The organism is Methylocaldum sp., assembly GCF_039794385.1.
Taxonomy (GTDB): Bacteria; Pseudomonadota; Gammaproteobacteria; order Methylococcales; family Methylococcaceae; genus Methylocaldum.
Genome location: NZ_JBDIVO010000021.1, coordinates 14,960 through 30,351 on the forward strand (window position 1 = coordinate 14,960; position 15,392 = coordinate 30,351).

Below are 15,392 nucleotides of genomic sequence, written 5' to 3' on the forward strand. Positions count from 1 at the left end.
CTATCGTCTCAGCGCCGCTCTGAAACGCCATAGCTCGGTCAGGCGATAACCGGTATAGCGTCCGAGCAACAAGGTCATAGCGAGTACCACCAAGAGGATTTCCGGGAACACAAACACGAGATGTCCGAGGGTTTTACTGCTCATAATGAGATAGGCAAGCGAAGCAACCAGCAGACTTCCCAGTCCTTGTTTCAGGGCTTCGGCAGGACCCGACTCTTCCCAAACCAGAGACATTCGTTCTATGGTCATCGCTAAAATCACCATCGGGAACAGGGCTATCGAAAGACCACGATCTATACCCAATTTGTGGCTAAATAAGCTGACCGTCGCCATCAGCAAGATAACGATGATCAGCACCGACGCCAAACGGGGAACCAATAGAAGCTTTAGATATTCCAGATAGAAGCGGATGAGGAGTCCCGACGCCACGAGTACGCAAAAAAGCATCACGCCCCATAAGAGTTCGGTCTCTCGAAAAGCCAACGCGATCAAAACCGGCATAAAGGTACCGAACGTTTTGATGCCGATGACATTGCGCAAGAACACGATAAAAAACGCGCCTACCGGCACCAAGAGCAGCACGCGATAGACGTTTTGAGTTTGTACCGGAAGGCTGAACAGAGAAAACTCCATGATGCGCGAACCCATCTGCCGCGCTCGCTGCTCGGCTACTAGGGTCATGTCCTGAGTATGTTTTCTCACCGAATATTCGACTTTGGCATGCTTGCCGCCCGTTACCTCGAGCACCGGAGAATCTCCCAAATGCCACACGACGGCTTCTTTGGGAAATCCGGTTTCACCCGTTTCCGGACCGAACGGCAGCCAACCGACACCGTCGAAGATTTCCAGCCAAGGCGTCAAGGCGCCGTGACTGATACCGTCCCTGAGAATCAGGACATGTGTCATTCGCGCCGGAACATCCGCGGCAGCCAGCAAATTTATGACTCGGCGAACCCAGTCTTCGGAACCCTGGATGTCCTGCCTGAGCAAAACGACGTTAGGATCGGGAGTCGGCGCATTAAGGCGCAACAACAGCTCACGGGCAAACGTAGCGGCATCGGCGGATTTGCTGCGCACCTCGTCCAGCAAGGCCCATGCGGCCGAACGCATCAACTCCGGAAACTCGGATGCCTGTACACTGGGTACCGAAGAGATTGCGGAAGGCAAGGTCGCCATCGGATCGCGGGCCAGATTAATGCGGTAATAAAGCACCTGATAACCTTTTACCCGCCGCACTGCCCATTCAGCGAAGCGCCGTGTCCCGTCATCCTCGGTCGTCAGGCCATAATTGCTGGATACGAAGTTCTCGTCGACGACCGTGTAACCAACAGGGGCGCGGGGAATGGAGAAATGCACCTTTACCGGCGTATCCCGCTTCGCCTTGAATTCGATGCGCGCCTCGACGGTCCACACTTCCGCCTGCTCTGTAGGCAGCAAAGGCAAACCGAGCCGGGTTACCTTGTACCAGCACAGCGAAACACCGATGGCCACCAAGACCAATGCCAGTATCTTAACGTGCAGGTTCCGCAAGAATTTATCCTACGTTAAGGGTGACAGTCGAACCGTGCGTCTATTTGCTTTTGTTTTGGTCAGACTCGCTAGACACACAAGGGTCGCTATCCGCTTTATACAAAAAGGTGTCCCCCGAGTCGACCAGCGCTACGTCTTTGAGAAAACTTCGGCCTAAAAGCACCGGGTAATTGAAATTGCTCCGATCGACAAGAGTGAACTCGGTTTCGTAATTTCTGCCATTCTTGCACAGCACCAGCTTCACGACGTCACGCTTGGTCGCGCGTGTCTTACGCTCCTTGATATAAACAGTCCGGACTAGAGGACGCTCAACCGTGATGGATTTATCGTCGTCGGTTCCGGTCAGCGTGAAACGTACCCATTCCTCACTATTTTTCGTAAAGTGCTCGATGTTGTCGGCATGCAAAGACGACGTTTTGGCGCCGGTATCCAGCTTCGCCGTTATGCGGATGTTCCATGGCTTGAGAAACACGGATTCCAGCCAGCCCATGACGGCTTTTTCGCGGACGGCCGATTGCGCCTCGGCAGCCAAAATCGCGATTGAGAGTGTCAACAAGAAGATCAAGGTGCCGAATCGCATCACGAAGCTATAGATTTGGAGCACTCGTCTACGCTAACGGGAATCGACGAGCGGCGGAACACGATTAAGGACGTGAGGCTGGTGGCGTCGGATAGCTGCCAACGGCGTAGAATGGCACGACCGCAGATACTCTTCACATTCACCACGCGGGGAACGACTTGCCGAAGCTGACTTCTCCGGCAAGTACAAGAAAGCAAAACTAATTTAGAATCGATCCAAACCGGGGAGTTGGATCAAGACTAATCTTCGACTATCGTCAAACCTTTTTTCTGGCTCGCGTAATAAGCGGAGATATCCTTCATATCTTCCTCTGACAGCCCTTCGGCGATGCCATTCATGATCGGATTTTTCCGGGCCCCGGATTTGTAATCCTGCAAAGATTTAATGAGATAGCTCTCATGCTGTCCGGCAAGACGCGGAAAGTTCGGATCGGTCGTATTGCCGTCTTCTCCATGGCATCCCCCACAGCTTTCCGCTTTCCCTTGCCCGACTGCCGGATTGCCGGTAACGGGCAATTTGACGTTTATTGCACGGAACCGCGATATATAAGCGGCGATGTCCTCTATATCTCGATCGCTCATGTTCGCCGCGTTTCCAAGCATGCTTCCGTGCTTACGCTGTCCGGAACGGTAAGCCTTAAGCGCTGAAACGACATAATCGGCGTGCTGCCCCCCGACGCGCGGCACATGATAGGTGGGATAGGCATTCGTGTACCCAGCCACCCCGTGACACCCTTCGCAAGTATAAAACTTCGTTTTTCCCGCTTCGGGATCTCCGGCCGCATTGACGCCCGGAACGATTAACGCACCAGCCAAACCTGCAGCCATCAGGCCCCACAAATTATTTGTTTTCATTCAATGTGCTCCAAGAATCTACGGACTTATCAAACTAGCGAAACAGGCGCCGCGATGAATTGCTCCCCCGCATAGACAGCAAAAACCCGGATTGAACCGGGCAGCATGTCGGGGACAACGAGGACCCCAAAGTTAAACGAATTATATTACTGATAAATCACTGTTTGACAATCGCTCGACAAAAAACGGCAAGCCGATTTTGAGAGATCGGCCCGCCGTTTGGATGCCGTCCTACATGCTCAGCGCTTGTTTCAAGGCTTCTTCTACGTCACCCGCATCGATCGTTGCTGCCGCTTCGACTTCCTCGCCCTCCGCGAGCTTCGCCCGGCGTTTGCGATCGAGATGGTAGGCCAATCCCGTTCCGGCGGGAATCAAGCGACCAACGATAACGTTTTCCTTCAGCCCGAGGAGCTTGTCGCTCAAACCGCGAATCGCGGCTTCCGTCAGCACACGAGTAGTCTCTTGGAAAGAGGCGGCGGAAATAAACGACTCGGTAGACAACGAGGCTTTTGTAATACCCAAGAGAACCGGCTCGTAGCACGCCGGAATCTTGCCTTCGGCCTCGGCCTTATCGTTCTCCTCCAGCACCCGCGCACGATCGGCTTGCTCACCCTTGAGGAAAATGGTGTCGCCGGGGTCCGTAATTTCAACCTTTCTCAGCATCTGGCGAATGATAACCTCGATGTGCTTATCGTTGATCTTCACGCCTTGCAGCCGGTAGACGTCCTGGATTTCCTTCACCAAATAAGATGCCAATTCGGCCACCCCACGAAGCCGGAGGATGTCGTGAGGCGTCAGATCGCCCTCGGCTATCGTTTCACCTTGTTCCACATGCTCGCCCTCGAACACCGTGATGTGACGCCATTTCGGGATGAGCACTTCATGCTGGTGGCCGTGGGCATCGGTAATAATGATGCGACGCTTGCCTTTCGTCTCCTTGCCGAAGCTGACGGTGCCGGTAGCCTCCGCCAAAATTGCCGGATCTTTCGTCTTACGGGCTTCGAAAAGATCGGCAACTCGAGGTAGACCACCGGTAATGTCGCGAGTCTTACTGGACTCTTGAGGAATCCTCGCCAAGACGTCACCGACCTGCACCAAATCGCCGTCGTGAATACCGATGATGGCACCGGCCGGCAGAAAATATTGGGCCGCGATTTCCGTAGAGGGAATCCGAATGTCGTTCCCTTGCTCATCGACCAGCTTGACCATCGGCCGCAAATCCTTGCCCGCGCCACCTCTCTGCTTGGGATCGATGACCACCATGGAGCTCAAGCCCGTCACTTCGTCCGATTGCTCGCGAACCGTGACGCCCTCAATGAAATCGACCAGCTTGGCGTAACCCTTAACTTCGGTAACAACCGGGTGGGTATGCGGATCCCAGTTCACCACGACCTGACCGGCCCTGACCGGACTGCCCTCGCGTACCGACAAAACGGCACCGTAAGGGATCTTGTAGCGCTCACGCTCACGGCCGTGTTCGTCGATCACGCTGACTTCACCCGACCGCGAGACGGCGACCAGGTTGCCGTCCTTGTTGACGACCGTCTTCAGATTAGTCAGCTTGATCGTACCCGCGGATTTCACTTCCACGTTGCTAATGGCTGCCGACCGGGATGCCGCACCGCCGATGTGGAAGGTGCGCATGGTCAGCTGGGTGCCGGGTTCGCCGATCGACTGAGCCGCGATAACCCCAATCGCCTCGCCGCTATTGACCTTGTGGCCACGCCCCAGATCGCGTCCGTAACACGTAGCGCAAACGCCGTAGCGGGTTCTGCAGCTGATGACCGACCGTACGCGCACGTTGTCGACGCTATGGGCTTCCAGCACATTCACGGCGTGTTCATCCAGGATCGAGCCGGCGGTCAGGATCAACTCCTGAGTGGACGGATCTCTGACGTCCTCGGCCAATGCCCGTCCGAGCACCCGCTCAGCCAGAGGCTCGACCACATCGCCGCCCTCGATCAAGGGCGCCATGAGCAAACCGTCATTGGTGCCGCAATCGTCTTCGGTGATGACCAAATCCTGGGCCACATCCACAAGCCGGCGCGTGAGATAACCCGAGTTCGCGGTCTTGAGCGCGGTATCGGCGAGACCTTTACGAGCGCCGTGAGTCGAGATGAAGTATTGAAGAACGTCCAATCCTTCCCGGAAGTTGGCGGTAATGGGCGTTTCGATGATCGACCCGTCCGGTTTCGCCATAAGGCCGCGCATACCGGACAACTGGCGAATCTGCGCCGCGGAACCACGGGCACCGGAATCGGCCATCATAAAGATCGAGTTGAAGGACTTCTGCTCGGCGGTTTGTCCATCGGGCATCTCGACTTTTTCCGTACCCAGTCCTTCCATCATGACCTTAGCGACTTGGTCGTTCGCATGCGACCAGATATCGACGACTTTGTTGTAGCGCTCGCCGTCGGTCACCAAACCCGAAGCATACTGATTCTGGATCTCCTTAACTTCCAGTTCTGCGGCCCGGATAATTTCTTCCTTCCGAGTCGGGATAGCCATGTCGTCGACACCGAAAGACATGCCGGCGCGGGTCGCGTGAGAAAAGCCCAGATACATCAACTGATCGGCAAAGACAACCGTGGCTTTGATGCCCAAAGTGCGATAGCAGTAGTTGATCAGTCTGGAGATCGCCTTCTTGGTCATATCCTGGTTGATCATCTCGAACGGGATTCCCTCCGGCACGATGGTCCAAATCAGCGCGCGCCCCACAATGGTTTCAACCCGCTTAAACGCGGTCGTTCTTTCGCCGTTCTCCCCGACAATGGTTTCATGGATCCGAACATGCACGCGGGCATGGAGATCGACTGACTTGGTTTGAAACGCTCGCTGAACTTCGGCCACGTCCGCGAAAAACATGCCGGTTCCTTTGGCATCGATTCTTTCGCGGCTCATGTAATAGAGCCCTAACACCACGTCCTGGGTAGGATTGATGATCGGCTCGCCGTTGGCCGGCGACAGAATGTTGTTCGTCGCCATCATCAGCGTGCGAGCTTCCAACTGCGCCTCCAGAGAAAGCGGAACGTGAACCGCCATCTGGTCGCCGTCGAAGTCGGCATTGAAGGCCGTGCAGACCAAGGGGTGCAACTGGATCGCCTTACCCTCGATCAGGATCGGCTCGAAAGCCTGGATGCCGAGCCTGTGCAGCGTAGGCGCACGGTTCAGCAAGACCGGATGCTCGCGGATCACCTCGTCGAGAATATCCCAAACTTCCGCGCTTTCTTTTTCCACCATTTTCTTGGCGGCCTTGATCGTGGTCGCAAGCCCGCGGAACTGAAGTTTGCTGAAGATGAACGGCTTGAACAATTCGAGAGCCATCTTCTTCGGCAAGCCGCACTGGTGCAACTTCAAGGTAGGACCGACAACGATCACCGAACGGCCGGAATAGTCCACGCGCTTTCCGAGCAGGTTCTGGCGGAATCGCCCCTGCTTGCCTTTGATCATATCGGCTAGCGATTTGAGCGGCCGCTTGTTCGAGCCGGTTATGGCGCGTCCGCGACGGCCGTTATCGAGCAAGGCGTCGACAGCTTCCTGCAGCATGCGTTTTTCATTGCGCACGATGATGTCCGGCGCATTGAGATCCAACAGCCGCTTCAGGCGATTGTTGCGATTGATCACGCGGCGGTATAGGTCGTTCAAGTCCGAGGTGGCGAAACGGCCGCCATCGAGCGGAACCAGAGGACGCAATTCCGGCGGCAATACCGGCAAAACGGTCAGAATCATCCACTCGGGACGATTGTTGGACGAAATCAGCGATTCGATCGCCTTGAGGCGCTTGGTGTGTTTCTTGATCTTCGTTTCGGAATTGGTCGAATCGATCTCTTCCCGCAGCGTGGCTACTTCCGCGTTGAGATCCATGGTCTTCAGCATCTCATAGATCGCTTCGGCACCCATTTTCGCGACGAATTCATCGCCGTGCGTCTGTACCGCCTGCTGATATTCCTCTTCGGTCAAGAGCTGGCCGCGCGTGAGCGGGGTCATGCCATGATCGATAACGACATACGATTCGAAATAGAGCACCCGCTCGATTTCGCGCAGGGTCATGTCGAGCAGCAACGCGATTCGAGACGGCAGCGATTTGAGAAACCAGATATGCGCGACAGGGCTGGCCAGTTCGATATGGCCCATGCGCTCCCGACGGACTTTGGACAGAGTCACTTCGACGCCGCATTTTTCGCAAATGACGCCGCGATGCTTCAGGCGTTTGTATTTGCCGCAAAGACATTCGTAGTCGCTGACCGGGCCGAAAATTTTTGCGCAGAACAAACCGTCGCGCTCCGGCTTAAAAGTACGGTAGTTGATCGTTTCGGGCTTCTTCACTTCTCCGTAAGACCAGGACCGAATCATATCGGGCGAAGCAAGACTGATGCGGATGCTATCGAATTCTTCCGCCTGGTTTTGACGCTTTAAGAAGTTAATGAGATCTTTCACAGACGTTCTCCTAAATTCGGTTCTGCCGATCCGGACCTTTAGACGGTCCGGATCATGCGTCTAGCGTATTAGTCCTGTTCCAACTCGATGTTGATGCCGAGGGATCGAATCTCTTTGATCAACACGTTGAACGACTCGGGCATGGCCGCCTCCATGCGATGGTCACCATCGACTATGTTCTTGTAGATCTTGGTACGCCCGGTGACGTCGTCCGATTTGACCGTGAGCATTTCCTGAAGGGTATAGGCTGCGCCATAAGCTTCCAGCGCCCAGACTTCCATCTCCCCGAAGCGCTGACCGCCGAACTGGGCCTTGCCACCCAAAGGTTGCTGCGTAACCAGACTGTACGGTCCGGTGGAGCGGGCATGCATCTTATCGTCGACCAGATGGTTAAGCTTGAGCATATACATATAGCCGACGGTGACGGCCCGATCGAAGATTTCGCCGGTACGTCCGTCCGTTAGCCGCGTTTGGCCGCTTTCCGGTAGATCCGCCAAGCGCAACATGGTCTTGATATCGTCCTCGGTGGCACCGTCGAAAACCGGCGTAGCCATGGGCACCCCTCCCCTGAGGTTGGAGGCGAGTTCGAGAATCTCGTTATCGGACAACAGGTCTAAATCTTCGTTCTTGCCACTGCAGTTATAGACTTCCTTCAAGAACTGGCGCGTTTCCTCGATCTTGGCCTTGGCTTCCAGCATCTTGCCGATCTTGAGCCCCAACCCTTTGGCAGCCCAGCCAAGATGGGTTTCCAATACCTGACCGACATTCATACGCGAAGGCACGCCTAGCGGGTTGAGCACGATGTCAACTGGAGTTCCGTCCGCAAGATAAGGCATATCCTCGACGGGGACGATCTGAGAAATAACACCCTTGTTACCGTGGCGTCCCGCCATCTTGTCACCCGGCTGGATGCGACGCTTGACGGCCAGATAGACCTTGACCATCTTCAAGACCCCGGGCGGCAAATCATCGCCCATGGCGATCTTTTTCTTTTTTTCCTCCAGCCGCTTGTTCATTTCCTCGCGCTGCTGAGCGATCTGCTCGGCGATGGCTTCGAGTTGAACGTTCAAGTCTTCGTCTTGTAGGCGAATCTCCAGCCACTGGGACTGTTTGAGTCCCTCCAGATACTCGCGGGTGATTACCTCTCCGGAGCGCAGCCTGTTCGGGCCCGATTCGGCCAGCTTGCCCAGCAGCATCTGCTCCACACGCTGGTAAAAGTCCTTTTCGATGATCCGCAACTGGTCGTTCAGGTCCTTCTTGACCCGGTCGATTTCCGCCTGCTCGATCTGCTTCGCCCGATCGTCCTTTTTGACGCCGTCACGAGTGAACACTTGGACGTCAATGACAGTGCCGTCCATGCCGGAGGGCACGCGCAGAGATGTGTCTTTCACATCCGACGCCTTCTCGCCGAATATGGCCCGGAGCAGTTTTTCTTCAGGGGTCAGCTGGGTTTCGCCTTTGGGCGTGACCTTCCCCACCAGAATATCGCCCGCCTTTACCTCGGCCCCGATATAAACGATCCCGGACTCATCCAGCTTGGCCAGCGCGGCTTCGCCGACATTCGGAATATCGGCAGTGATTTCTTCCGGTCCGAGTTTAGTATCGCGAGCGACGCAAGTTTTTTCCTCGATATGGATGGTCGTGAAGCGGTCGTCCTGCACCACTCGTTCGGAAATCAGGATAGAGTCCTCGAAATTGCATCCATTCCAGGGCATGAACGCCACCAGAAGGTTCTGACCCAAGGCTAGTTCACCCATGTCGGTGGACGGTCCGTCTGCGAGGATGTCGCCCTTCGCGACGCTGTCACCCAGTTTTACTAGGGGCTTTTGATTGATACAGGTGTTCTGGTTCGACCGCGTGTACTTGGTCAGGTTGTAGATATCGACGCCCGGTACGCCTGCTTCGGTTTCGTCGTCGTTCACACGCACGACGATACGTCCGGCGTCCACGAACTCCACCGTCCCGCCACGCTTGGCGATAACCGTTACCCCGGAATCTCTGGCTACGATGCGCTCCATGCCCGTGCCGACCAAGGGCTTCTCGGTCCGCAGTGTCGGTACGGCCTGGCGCTGCATGTTGGATCCCATCAATGCCCGGTTGGCGTCGTCATGCTCCAGGAACGGGATCAGCGATGCCGCGACCGACACGATCTGGCGTGACGACACGTCCATGTAATTGATTTGATCGGCCGATGCAAGGGTAAACTCGTCTTTGTGCCGGCAAGAAACCAGGTCATCGATCAGTCGACCATTTTCATCCACCTTGGCGCTGGCCTGAGCAATGAAATACTTGCCCTCTTCAATCGCGGAAAGATATTCGATTTCGTCGGTGACGATGCCGTCGATCACCTTACGGTATGGCGTTTCGAGAAATCCGTATTCATTGGTACGCGCATAAACCGCCAATGAATTGATCAGACCGATATTGGGTCCTTCCGGCGTTTCGATGGGACAAACGCGCCCGTAGTGGGTCGTATGGACGTCTCGCACCTCGAAACCCGCACGCTCCCTAGCGAGGCCGCCCGGTCCCAAGGCCGAAACACGGCGCTTGTGGGTCACCTCGGACAACGGATTGTTCTGGTCCATGAACTGAGATAACTGGCTCGAGCCGAAGAACTCCTTGATCGATGCCGCGACCGGTTTGGCATTGATGATTTCCTGCGGCATCAGGTTCTCGGCATCCGCCAGGGACAGGCGCTCCTTGACGGCGCGCTCGACGCGGACCAGACCCAGCCGGAACTGATTCTCCACCATTTCGCCAACGGACCGTACACGGCGGTTGCCCAGATGGTCGATATCGTCGACCGTGCCTATGCCGTTACGAATATTGATGAGTTCCCTGAGGACATCAATTATGTCTTCTTTCGTCAGTACGCCCGGTCCGGTAATCTCCGAACGCCCGAGGCGGCGATTGAACTTCATCCGACCGACCGCCGACAGATCATAGCGGTCCGGGGAGAAGAAAAGATTGTCGAACAGCGTCTGCGCGGCTTCTTTGGCTGGCGGCTCACCGGGCCGCATCATGCGGTAGATTTCCACCAGCGCATCGAGCTGAGTCTCGGTCGTGTCGATCCGCATGGCGTTCGCCATGTACGGGCCGCGGTCGAGGTCGTTGATGTAAAGCGTGTCGATGGCCTCGATGCCGGCCGCAATGATGCGGCTCAATAGGTCCTCCGTGATCTCGTCGTTCACCTTGGCCACCAACTCTCCTGTGCTCGGGGCGATGACATTATGAGCGAGAATTTTGCCATAGAGGTAATCCCGCGGCACGTCCAATTGCTTCAGCCCCGCTTTATCCATCTGCCGGATGTGCCGAGCCGTGATCCGATGCCCCTTTTCTACAATCATCTGACCATCGGCCTTGATGTCGAAACTGGCGATGTCGCCACGCAAACGTTCGGGAATCAAATCAAGCAGAATGCCTTCTTTGATAAACGAGAAGCGATTGGTCTCGAAAAACAGTTTTATGATCTGCTCGTTATCGTAACCTAGGGCCCGCAAAAGAACTGTGGCGGGCAGCTTTCGCCGACGGTCTATTCGTACGTAGACACAGTCCTTGTGATCGAACTCGAAGTCCAGCCAGGATCCCCGATAGGGAATGATCCGCGCATTGAACAGAAGCTTCCCGGATGAGTGGGTCTTTCCGCGATCATGATCGAAGAACACGCCGGGCGAACGATGCAGCTGCGAGACAATCACGCGCTCCGTTCCATTGACAACGAAAGTCCCCGTGTCCGTCATGAGCGGGATTTCGCCCATGTAAATTTCCTGCTCTTTGATATCCTTCACGACCTTGGCACTGGCAGGCGCCTCACGGTCATAGATCACCAAACGCACCAGCACACGCAAGGGGGCCGCGTAATTCGCGCCCCGCTGCTGACATTCTTTGACATCGAACGTGGGCTCGCCCAAGGAGTAATTTACGTATTCGAGAATGGCATGCCCAGTATGGCTCTCGATCGGAAAAACTGATCTTAACGCGGCATGCAGACCCTCATCGACACGCTTGCTGGGAAGAACGTCAGCCTGCAGAAATCTCTTGTATGAATCGACTTGGGTTGCTAAAAGATAAGGGACTTCAAGTACGTCACGACGCTTGCCAAAGCTGTTACGAATGCGTTTTTTTTCGGTGAAAGAATAGGCCATAGTGGTTCCTTACCTTAAATGTTCAAACGAAATTACCACGATGTCTAAAAGGAAATTAGAAGACTCGGATGACCACTTGCGGATTAGAATTAGACATAGGACAGTAGAAGTAATTCGGCCGGGGACTCGATTGCACTGTACGCCTCAACTGCTCTCCGCTAGGACGAGCCATACACGTTTACGAAAGATCGTCGCAAGCGCCGAAAGGCCGGCAGCCATCAGCTGCCAGCCTTATAAAGGTCGACTTAGGTCAGACGGAGCAACAATTATTTAATTTCAACCGCAGCGCCGGCTTCGACCAATTGTTTCTTGATATCTTCGGCCTCTTGCTTGCTCACGCCTTCCTTGACCGTCGAAGGAACACCTTCGACCAGATCCTTAGCCTCCTTCAGACCCAAACCGGTGATCGCGCGAATCACTTTGATGACGTTCACTTTGTTATCGCCGAAGCCGGTCATAACAACATCGAACTCGGTCTTTTCTTCAGCCGCCGGTGCAGCCGATGCTGCCGGTGCCGCTACAGCTACCGCAGCTGCGGCGGAAACGCCGAATTTCTCTTCCATGGCGGAAATCAAATCCACTACTTCCATCACCGTCATGTTGGCAATGGTTTCTAAAATATCTTCTTTAGATACAGCCATCGAAATACTCCAAAATAAATCTTCTAACCTTGCTTACGCTGCCTGCTTTTGATCGCGCACCGCTGCCACCGTCCGAACCAGCTTGGCATGAGGCTCCGCCAGGGTTCTGACGAACTTCTCGATCGGCGCTTTCATTACGCCCATCAACATGGCCAAAGCTTGTTCTTTGTTCGGTAGCTTGGATAGCCGTTCGATCTCCGAGGCGCCATACAGCTTTCCACCCACAGCAACCAACTTCACTGCCAGTTTTTCATGCTGCTTCGAAAAGTCGTAGACCACGCGAGCCGCGGAACCTGGATCTTCAATCGAAAATGCCAAGATCAACGGCCCGACCAACCCTTCTTGCATGCACGCAAACTCGGTGCCTTCCACGGCCCGACGGGCGAGGGTGTTTTTGATAACCCTCAGATACACACCCGATTCGCGCGCAACCTTACGAAGGTTGGTCAGTTCAGAAACGGTTAACCCGCGATACTCTGCAGCTACTGCAGAGTGCGCTTGAGCGGCAATAGCAGCGACTTCTGCGACGACGGCTTTCTTGTCATCCAGTCTTAGCGCCACCTTTTACCTCCAATAGTAGTCTGAACAGTTGGGAACCATTCAGAGCCAAAAAACATCCAGAATCAGGATGCCCCTAAAAACGGCTCCTTTCACCGATCACGGATTCAGTACACCGTCTGCGCAGGCTTTATCGATTAAGCGCACCAGGCGCGCCTGCGGTCTTTGACGGTTACCGGCGGTGCCGGCAACCCAAAGTCTGTCTTACTTATGCCGCCAGACTACCATGATCGACCTGCAATCCAGGCCCCATGGTGGATGACACGGTAATTTTCTTCAGATAGACGCCCTTCGATGTGGAGGGCTTCGCCTTCTTAAGGTCGGATAGCAGCGCCTCGAGATTCTCCTTCAGCGCCACCGCCTCAAAGTTCACTTTGCCGATGGTGCAATGAATAATGCCTTTCTTGTCGGTTCGATAACGAACTTGTCCCGCCTTGGCGTTCTTGACCGCCCCTGCCACATCCGGAGTTACCGTGCCGACTTTGGGGTTGGGCATCAGGCCGCGCGGACCGAGAATCTGACCTAACTGCCCCACCACGCGCATTGCGTCCGGCGAAGCAATGACAACATCGAAATTGAGTTCACCTGCCTTGACTTGAGCGGCGAGGTCGTCCATACCGACGATATCCGCACCAGCCTCTCTCGCCGCGTCGGCGTTAGCGCCTTGCGCAAACACGGCGACACGAACGGATTTTCCGGTACCATGGGGCAGCACGGTCGCACCACGAACCGCCTGATCCGACTTTCTCGGGTCAACACCGAGATTTACGCTTACATCGACCGCCTCGACAAACTTGACTGTCGAAAGCTCTTTCAAGACAGCGAAGGCCTCGTCGGCAGCGTATATTTTTCCAGGCTGGAGCTTTTCTTTGATCGATTTAGCACGCTTACTCAACCTCGCCATTACACACCCTCCACATTCAGGCCCATGCTACGCGCACTGCCCGCTATAGTACGGATCGCTGCATCCATATCGGCCGCAGTCAGGTCAGGCGATTTCAAGGTGGCGATTTCCGCCAACTGCTCGCGAGTAACGGTTCCCACTTTGTTTGTATTCGGGTTGCTGCTACCCTTAGCCAAACCGATCGCTTTTTTCAGCAAAACCGAGGCCGGAGGCGTTTTCGTGATGAATGTAAAGCTACGATCGCTATATACCGTGATAACAACGGGCAGAGGCAATCCCTTTTCGACACCTTGCGTGTGAGCATTGAATGCCTTGCAAAACTCCATGATATTTACACCGCGCTGGCCGAGCGCCGGCCCGACGGGAGGACTGGGATTTGCTTCACCGGCCTTGACCTGAAGCTTAATATATGCGGTTATTTTCTTTGCCATTATTTACTCCTGATGGGTGATAACGCTTTAAAGCTCCCCATGCCCGCAACATACTGCCTACGCTCGCCGCGGGAAATTATGAACAACAGTAGGATTATGCTTTTTCGACCTGACCGAAATCGAGCTCAACCGGCGTTGAACGCCCGAAAATCAAAACCGACACACGGAGTTTGTTTTTCTCGTAATTGACTTCTTCCACCACGCCATTGAAGTCCTTAAAAGGACCCTCAACTACTCGGACAACCTCACCAACCTCGAAAAGCACCTTTGGCTTTGGTTTCGTTGCGCCTTCTTCGACCCGACTCAAGATGGCCTCGGCCTCCCGATCCGAGATCGGCGCCGGCCGATCCGATGTTCCGCCGATAAAACCAAGAACTCGCGGAACCTCTTTAACGAGATGCCAGGTTTCGTCGTTTAGCTCCATCTGAACCAGAACGTATCCCGGAAAAAACTTGCGCTCGCTTTTCCTTTGCTGCCCCATACGCATCTCAACAACCTCTTCTGTAGGGACAAGAATCTTCCCAAAGAAGCGTTCCAAGCCCGACCGCTTAATTCGCTCTTCCAGAGAACGCTTTACTTGATTCTCGAAATTGGAGTACGCATGCACTACGTACCAACGCAATGCCATGCTATGCCCCCTGCCCGGTCAGCTGGCTAATTACCCAGAACAGGAACATATCTAGCAGCCACAGCATTAAGCCGACAAGGAAAACCAAGGCCATAACGATTAATGTTGCCTGCACCGTTTCTTGGCGCGTCGGCCACACCACCTTTCTAACCTCAACCCTCGCCTCTTTCAGAAAACCCCAAAAGCTCTTTCCGAGCGAGGTCGTTAAAATCATTGCAACCGAGGCTATCGACAAGCCGACGACACCGAGCACTCGGTACAATAAAGACTGCTGAGAGAAGTAGTAAAAACCGACTACTCCAGCAATCAACAAACCGATTGCGAGCACGAGCTTCGCCGTGTCGATGACCGAAGAACCTGACTCTGCTCGAGCAGCCATGAACACCCTAACCAAAATTAAAAGCGATTACTTTGCAGCAGAGATGGCAGGCCAGGAGGGACTCGAACCCCCAACCTGCGGTTTTGGAGACCGCTGCTCTGCCAATTGAGCTACTGACCTATATACCCTGCCGACTTGACAAGTCGCCCGCGCGGTAACGCGCAGAACCCGCGACTTCTACTCCAACACCTTGGACACGACACCGGCCCCGACGGTCCGGCCGCCTTCGCGCACCGCAAAGCGCAAGCCTTCCTCCATCGCGATCGGCGCGATCAATTTCACCGTGATCTTGACGTTGTCCCCCG

11 protein-coding genes, 1 tRNA gene and 1 pseudogene are annotated in these 15,392 nt (G+C 54.9%); all 13 read right to left on the reverse strand.

From position 1 onward, the window contains the following. Nucleotides 1–1,530, reverse strand: a complete 1,530-nt coding sequence (locus ABJK70_RS03550) for an inactive transglutaminase family protein (RefSeq protein ID WP_086133751.1) — start codon at nt 1,528–1,530, stop codon at nt 1–3. A gap of 40 nt (nt 1,531–1,570) precedes the next feature. Further along, nucleotides 1,571–2,062: an ATP-dependent zinc protease gene (locus ABJK70_RS03555; RefSeq protein ID WP_240502618.1), complete on the reverse strand. Its 492-nt coding sequence runs from the start codon at nt 2,060–2,062 to the stop codon at nt 1,571–1,573. A gap of 287 nt (nt 2,063–2,349) precedes the next feature. Continuing rightward, nucleotides 2,350–2,964 carry a cytochrome c gene (locus ABJK70_RS03560; RefSeq protein WP_086133752.1) on the reverse strand — a complete coding sequence of 205 codons (615 nt, stop codon included), beginning with the start codon at nt 2,962–2,964 and terminating at the stop codon, nt 2,350–2,352. 231 nt (nt 2,965–3,195) lie between these two features. Further along, the gene (rpoC, locus tag ABJK70_RS03565) at nt 3,196–7,401 is read right to left on the reverse strand and encodes a DNA-directed RNA polymerase subunit beta' (RefSeq protein WP_205780990.1); all 4,206 of its coding nucleotides are present in this window, start codon (nt 7,399–7,401) and stop codon (nt 3,196–3,198) included. Nucleotides 7,402–7,469: 68 nt separating this feature from the next. Further along, on the reverse strand, nt 7,470–11,546 hold the full coding sequence (rpoB, locus tag ABJK70_RS03570) for a DNA-directed RNA polymerase subunit beta (RefSeq protein ID WP_347257420.1): 4,077 nt from the start codon (nt 11,544–11,546) through the stop codon (nt 7,470–7,472). 266 nt (nt 11,547–11,812) lie between these two features. After that, nucleotides 11,813–12,187 (reverse strand): 50S ribosomal protein L7/L12, encoded by a 375-nt coding sequence (gene rplL / locus ABJK70_RS03575; protein WP_077731946.1) that lies wholly within the window; start codon nt 12,185–12,187, stop codon nt 11,813–11,815. A 33-nt stretch (nt 12,188–12,220) separates the two neighbouring features. Then, a complete protein-coding gene (gene rplJ / locus ABJK70_RS03580) occupies nt 12,221–12,748 on the reverse strand; it encodes a 50S ribosomal protein L10 (protein ID WP_077731947.1) in 528 nt (175 codons plus the stop codon). 205 nt (nt 12,749–12,953) lie between these two features. Then, the gene (gene rplA / locus ABJK70_RS03585) at nt 12,954–13,649 is read right to left on the reverse strand and encodes a 50S ribosomal protein L1 (RefSeq protein WP_086133753.1); all 696 of its coding nucleotides are present in this window, start codon (nt 13,647–13,649) and stop codon (nt 12,954–12,956) included. Further along, on the reverse strand, nt 13,649–14,080 hold the full coding sequence (gene rplK, locus ABJK70_RS03590; protein ID WP_077731949.1) for a 50S ribosomal protein L11: 432 nt from the start codon (nt 14,078–14,080) through the stop codon (nt 13,649–13,651). Before rplK ends, rplA begins: the two co-directional genes overlap by 1 nt. A 94-nt stretch (nt 14,081–14,174) precedes the next feature. Continuing rightward, the gene (gene nusG, locus ABJK70_RS03595; protein WP_077731950.1) at nt 14,175–14,708 is read right to left on the reverse strand and encodes a transcription termination/antitermination protein NusG; all 534 of its coding nucleotides are present in this window, start codon (nt 14,706–14,708) and stop codon (nt 14,175–14,177) included. 1 nt (nt 14,709) lies between these two features. Further along, nucleotides 14,710–15,087 (reverse strand): preprotein translocase subunit SecE, encoded by a 378-nt coding sequence (gene secE / locus ABJK70_RS03600; protein ID WP_077731951.1) that lies wholly within the window; start codon nt 15,085–15,087, stop codon nt 14,710–14,712. Nucleotides 15,088–15,131: 44 nt separating this feature from the next. Beyond that, nucleotides 15,132–15,207 (reverse strand) — tRNA-Trp (locus tag ABJK70_RS03605). A gap of 57 nt (nt 15,208–15,264) precedes the next feature. Then, nucleotides 15,265–15,392 (reverse strand): annotated as a pseudogene (gene tuf, locus ABJK70_RS03610) (elongation factor Tu); the annotation flags it as partial.

Bases quoted from the DNA above. Each gene is read 5' to 3' on its own strand.
- rplL (WP_077731946.1), bottom strand. From the start codon at position 12,187: ATGGCTGTATCTAAAGAAGATATTTTAGAAACCATTGCCAACATGACG.
- ABJK70_RS03560 (WP_086133752.1), bottom strand. From the start codon at position 2,964: ATGAAAACAAATAATTTGTGGGGCCTGATGGCTGCAGGTTTGGCTGGT.
- rplK (WP_077731949.1), bottom strand. From the start codon at position 14,080: ATGGCAAAGAAAATAACCGCATATATTAAGCTTCAGGTCAAGGCCGGT.
- secE (WP_077731951.1), bottom strand. From the start codon at position 15,087: ATGGCTGCTCGAGCAGAGTCAGGTTCTTCGGTCATCGACACGGCGAAG.
- nusG (WP_077731950.1), bottom strand. From the start codon at position 14,708: ATGGCATTGCGTTGGTACGTAGTGCATGCGTACTCCAATTTCGAGAAT.
- rpoB (WP_347257420.1), bottom strand. From the start codon at position 11,546: ATGGCCTATTCTTTCACCGAAAAAAAACGCATTCGTAACAGCTTTGGC.
- rplA (WP_086133753.1), bottom strand. From the start codon at position 13,649: ATGGCGAGGTTGAGTAAGCGTGCTAAATCGATCAAAGAAAAGCTCCAG.